This window comes from Phenylobacterium sp., from assembly GCF_035944335.1.
Lineage (GTDB): Bacteria > Pseudomonadota > Alphaproteobacteria > Caulobacterales > Caulobacteraceae > Phenylobacterium.
Genome location: NZ_DASZBG010000048.1, coordinates 1 through 4,452, shown reverse-complemented (window position 1 = coordinate 4,452; position 4,452 = coordinate 1). Strand labels below are relative to the sequence as shown.

General features: G+C 69.2%; 6 protein-coding genes. All 6 read left to right on the top strand.

Features of this window, described 5'->3' with window-relative positions; genetic code table 11:
- Positions 1 to 818: MBL fold metallo-hydrolase (locus VGT80_RS09095; RefSeq protein ID WP_327454990.1), on the top strand; the 818-nt coding region annotated here is incomplete at its 5' end.
- A gap of 81 nt (positions 819 to 899) precedes the next feature.
- On the top strand, positions 900 to 1,313 hold the full coding sequence (locus tag VGT80_RS09090) for a hypothetical protein (protein ID WP_327454988.1): 414 nt from the start codon (positions 900 to 902) through the stop codon (positions 1,311 to 1,313).
- Positions 1,314 to 1,508: 195 nt separating this feature from the next.
- The gene (locus VGT80_RS09085) at positions 1,509 to 2,303 is read left to right on the top strand and encodes an enoyl-CoA hydratase-related protein (protein ID WP_327454986.1); all 795 of its coding nucleotides are present in this window, start codon (positions 1,509 to 1,511) and stop codon (positions 2,301 to 2,303) included.
- Between the two features lie 175 nt (positions 2,304 to 2,478).
- Positions 2,479 to 3,357: an NAD(P)-dependent oxidoreductase gene (locus VGT80_RS09080; protein ID WP_327454984.1), complete on the top strand. Its 879-nt coding sequence runs from the start codon at positions 2,479 to 2,481 to the stop codon at positions 3,355 to 3,357.
- Positions 3,357 to 3,854, top strand: coding sequence for a GNAT family N-acetyltransferase (locus VGT80_RS09075; RefSeq protein WP_349256589.1), 498 nt, complete (start codon positions 3,357 to 3,359; stop codon positions 3,852 to 3,854). Before VGT80_RS09080 ends, VGT80_RS09075 begins: the two co-directional genes overlap by 1 nt.
- The gene (locus VGT80_RS09070; RefSeq protein ID WP_327454982.1) at positions 3,838 to 4,452 is read left to right on the top strand and encodes a GNAT family protein; all 615 of its coding nucleotides are present in this window, start codon (positions 3,838 to 3,840) and stop codon (positions 4,450 to 4,452) included. Before VGT80_RS09075 ends, VGT80_RS09070 begins: the two co-directional genes overlap by 17 nt.

Here is a 4,452-nt window from a genome sequence, read left to right as displayed (position 1 = left end):
GCGAGAGCCTGGCGGGCCGGCCGGCGACGCGGGTGTTCGTCACCCACATGCATCCGGATCATATCGGGATGGCCGGTTGGCTGACGCGCAAGTTCCAGTGCCGGCTGTGGATCAGCCGGCTGGAGTTCCTGATGTGCCGGTCGCTGGCCGCCGACACCGGGCGCGAGGCGCCGCCGGATGCGCTGGAGTTCTACAGGGCGGCCGGCTGGGACGCCGACGCCATCGAGACCTACCGCGCCCGGTTCGGCGGCTTCGGCCGCGCGCTGCATGCGCTGCCGGACAGCTATCACCGGCTGAGCGACGGCGACGAGGTCAAGATCGGCGACCATGTCTGGCGGGTGGTGGTGGGCTCGGGCCACAGCCCCGAGCACGCCTGCCTGTGGTGTCCCGACCTGAAGCTGATGATCAGCGGCGACCAGGTGCTGCCGAGGATCTCGTCGAACGTGTCGGTGTTCCCGACCGAGCCGGACGGCGATCCGCTGACCGACTGGCTGACGTCGCTGGCCCGGATCAAGACCAGGATCCCCGACGATGTGCTGGTGCTGCCGGCCCACAACGATCCGTTCCACGGCCTGCACGCGCGCATCGACCACCTGATCGCCGGCCACGAGCGGGGGCTGGCCCGGCTGCGGGCGCTGATCGCCGAGCCCAAGCGGGCGGTGGACATCTTCCACGTCTTGTTCCGCCGCAAGATCGACGGGGGGCTCCTCGGGATGGCGACCGGCGAGGGCATCGCCCACCTCAACTGCCTGATCGCCCGCGGCCAGGCGCAGCGCACGCGTGATGCGGCGGGCGTCGACTGGTACCAGGCGGTCTGATCGAGGGGTTGTCCTTCTCCCCTTGCGGGAGAAGGTGTCGGGCGGATGCCCGACGGAAGAGGGGTCGCGCCGAGTCTACAGATGAAGAATCTCCTGACGATCGCCGCGTCCGTCGCAATCCTGGCCCTTGGACTCCGGTTTTACTTCCACGAAAATAGTCAACGGTCAGACCTGTTGCCCACACTTGCAGGCTGTTTCCAAGGGCGGGAACAGCTCGCCGGAACCACGTTGACCGTGTCGCCGAACGGCCGCGCTGCGCTCTACGGCCAGGAGTTCACGGTGACGCCTATCGAGGACAAGATCGGCCTCTCTTTACGTCCCAGTCGCGGCATCGTGTTCGACGCCAATTCGCCGTCCAAGCTGATCATCGGCGCTAGACAGCTCCTGCTTCGGTTGAGCGCCGATCGGCGAACCGTCACCATTCCCGGCGATGCGGGCGGCGCTGAATTGCAAAGGCAACCTTGCGACGGTGTCCGCCCTGACCGGCGAGACTAGAATTCGCCGCGGGTCGGCGCATCTATTCGTCGGGGCCATCCGTCGACCCCTCTTCCGACCTGCTTCGCAGGCCACCTTCTCCCGCAAGGGGAGAAGGGATGTCTTGCGAGCTTCGGCCTGCGAAGGTTCTTGCTTGTCCTCACGTCCGCCGTGCCTAAGGCTTACGGCGTAAGGGCGCGGATCGAGGAGCCGGCGATGACCGAACATGTGCTGATCGACAAGCGGGACGGCGTGCTGACGCTGACCCTGAACCGGCCGGAGAAGAAGAACGCGCTGACCCCGGCCATGTACGGCGCGCTGGGCGACGCCATCGACCATGCGCCCGCCGATCCGGAGGTGCGCTGCATCCTGATCCAGGCCAACGGCGACATGTTCACCGCCGGCAACGACCTGGCCGACTTCGCCGCCGCGAACCGCGGCGAGGGTGCAGGCTCCGGCGAGCGGCGCGGCGGCTCGGCGCTGATCACCGCCCTGGCGCGGGCCACGACGCCGATCGTGGCCGCGGTCGAGGGCCGTGCGGTGGGCGTCGGCGTCACCCTGCTGCTGCACTGCGACCTGGTGTTCATCGCCCAGGACGCGTTGCTCACCACGCCGTTCGTGAACCTGGCGCTGGTGCCGGAAGCCGCCTCCTCGATCCTGTTGCCGGCCCGCATCGGCCATGCGCGGGCGTTTTCGATGTTCGTGCTGGGCGAGGCCATCAGCGGCCGGCAGGCGGCCGACTGGGGCATCGCCAACCTGGCCCTGCCGGCCGGCGAGGTGCGGGTGCGCGCCCGCGCCGCCGCCGAGGCCATCGCCGCCAAGCCGCCCTCGGCGGTGACCCTCACCAAGCAACTGATGCGGGAGAGCGAGCGCTACCTGGCGCGCATCGCCGAGGAGGGCGGCCACTTCACCGCCCAGCTGAAGACCCCGGAAGCCAAGGAGGCCTTCGCCGCCTTCGCCGAGAAGCGCGCGCCGAACTTCGCCAAGGCCGCCACGAAAGAGCCCGCGTGAACCGCACCCCGTCCAGCCGTCATCCCACGGTCAGCGGCACGCTGATCCGTGGGACCCAAGCCGAGTTTGGGCTCGAGCGCCGCGTGATCTGGATCGATTCAGCTTGGGTCCCACGGATCGCCCGGGCGGGCGACCGTGGGATGACGGGGAAATTTTGCGCCGTGGGAGAATTAGGATGAGCCTATCCGGCAAGACCCTCTTCATCACCGGCGCGAGCCGCGGCATCGGCCTGGCGATCGGGCTCAGGGCCGCGCGCGACGGGGCCAATGTGGTGATCGCGGCCAAGACCGCCGAGCCGCATCCGAAGCTGCCGGGGACGATCTACACGGCAGCCGAGGAGATCGAGGCGGTGGGCGGCAAGGCCCTGCCGCTGATCGTCGACGTGCGCGACGAGGCCTCGGTGCTGGAGGGCGTGGCGAAGGCGGTGGACCGGTTCGGCGGCATCGACATCTGCGTCAACAACGCCTCGGCGATCCAGCTCACCGGCACCTTGCAGACCGACATGAAGCGCTACGACCTGATGAACCAGGTCAATGCGCGGGGCAGTTTCCTGACCTCGAAGGCCTGCCTGCCGCACCTGAAGGCCGCCGCCAATCCGCACGTGCTGATGATCTCGCCGCCGCTGGACATGAGCGCCAAGTGGTTCGCAGGCCACACGGCCTACACCATGGCCAAGTTCGGCATGAGCATGTGCGTGCTGGGCATGAGCGCCGAGTTCAAGGCCGACGGGGTGGCCTTCAATGCCCTGTGGCCGCGGACGGGCATCGCCACCGCGGCGATCAAGTTCGCGCTCGCGGGCGACGAGGGGATGCGCCGCTGCCGCACGCCGGAGATCATGGCCGACGCGGCCCACGCGGTCTTCCTCAAGCCCGCGCGCGATTTCAGCGGGAATTTCCTGATCGACGATACCTTCCTCTACGGCGAGGGCGAGCGGGATTTCGACAAGTACCGCGTCGATCCCAGCCAGCCCTTGATGCCGGACTTCTTCGTGCCGGACGACGCCAAGCCGCCGCCGGGCGTCACGCTTGGCAGCGGGACCCCGGCGCACGCCTGATGCTGGAGATCCGCGAGGCCACGGTCGCCGACGCCGGCCTGATCCTGGAGTTCATCCGCGCGCTCGCGGACTACGAGCGGCTGCTTGACCAGGTGGAGGCGACCGAGGGCGACGTGGTGCGCGACCTGTTCGGACCCCGGCCCAAGGTGTTCTGCGACATCGCCCGGCAGGACGGCGCGCCGGTGGGATTCGCCCTGTGGTTCTACAACTACTCGACCTTCCGCGGCCGCCACGGGATCTGGCTGGAGGACCTGTTCGTCAAGCCCGAGGCGCGCGGCGGCGGGGCCGGCAAGGCGCTCCTGAAAGGCCTGGCGCAGCGCTGCGTCGAGCAGGGGCTGGCGCGGCTGGAGTGGGCGGTGCTCGACTGGAACGCGCCCTCCATCGCCTTCTACGACAGTCTTGGCGCCTCAGCCCTTGATGACTGGACCACGCGGCGCTTGACTGGCGAGGCGCTGGAGCGGCTCGCCGCCGAACGGATCGATGAGCACACCGCCTAAGACCGTGCTGCAGGCCTCCGAGGCGGAGGCCGAGGCCATCCGCGAGGCGGTGCGGACCGCCGATCCCGCGACGCTCGGCCCCGGCCGCGCGGTCGCCGAGCTGAAGCATGTGGCCGGGCTGGTGGAGCTGCTCTCCGACGAGGCCGTGTCGGGGCCGATCTACGACCTGCCCAAGCCGATCACCCCCGACAGCGTCACCCGCTGGGTGACCGAGCGCCAGGCCGAGCGGCTGGCCGGCGAGGGATTGCTGATGGTGACCCTCGATGCGCAGGGAAAGGTTTCCGGCTATTCGCATATCGCGGTCTGGCCGGAGCGGGCCTCCGCGGAACTGGCCGGTGCGATCCGCGCCGACCTGCAGAACCAGGGCCAGGGCGGCGTCGGCATGGCCCGCAGCTTCGACTGGATCTTCGAGACCCTGGGCGTGCGCCTGATGTGCCTGACCGCGGCGCTGGACAATGTGCGCGCCCACAAGGGCATCGACGCCGCCGGCTTCCGCCGCCTGGGTGAGCGCGAGGTGACGCGCCCCGACGGGACGACGCGGGCCAGCGTCTATTGGGAAATGACCAAGGACGAATGGGTCAGGCGGCACAGGTTGTGA

Bases quoted from the DNA above. Each gene is read 5' to 3' on its own strand.
- VGT80_RS09070 (WP_327454982.1), top strand. From the start codon at position 3,838: ATGAGCACACCGCCTAAGACCGTGCTGCAGGCCTCCGAGGCGGAGGCC.
- VGT80_RS09080 (WP_327454984.1), top strand. From the start codon at position 2,479: ATGAGCCTATCCGGCAAGACCCTCTTCATCACCGGCGCGAGCCGCGGC.
- VGT80_RS09090 (WP_327454988.1), top strand. From the start codon at position 900: ATGAAGAATCTCCTGACGATCGCCGCGTCCGTCGCAATCCTGGCCCTT.
- VGT80_RS09075 (WP_349256589.1), top strand. From the start codon at position 3,357: ATGCTGGAGATCCGCGAGGCCACGGTCGCCGACGCCGGCCTGATCCTG.
- VGT80_RS09085 (WP_327454986.1), top strand. From the start codon at position 1,509: ATGACCGAACATGTGCTGATCGACAAGCGGGACGGCGTGCTGACGCTG.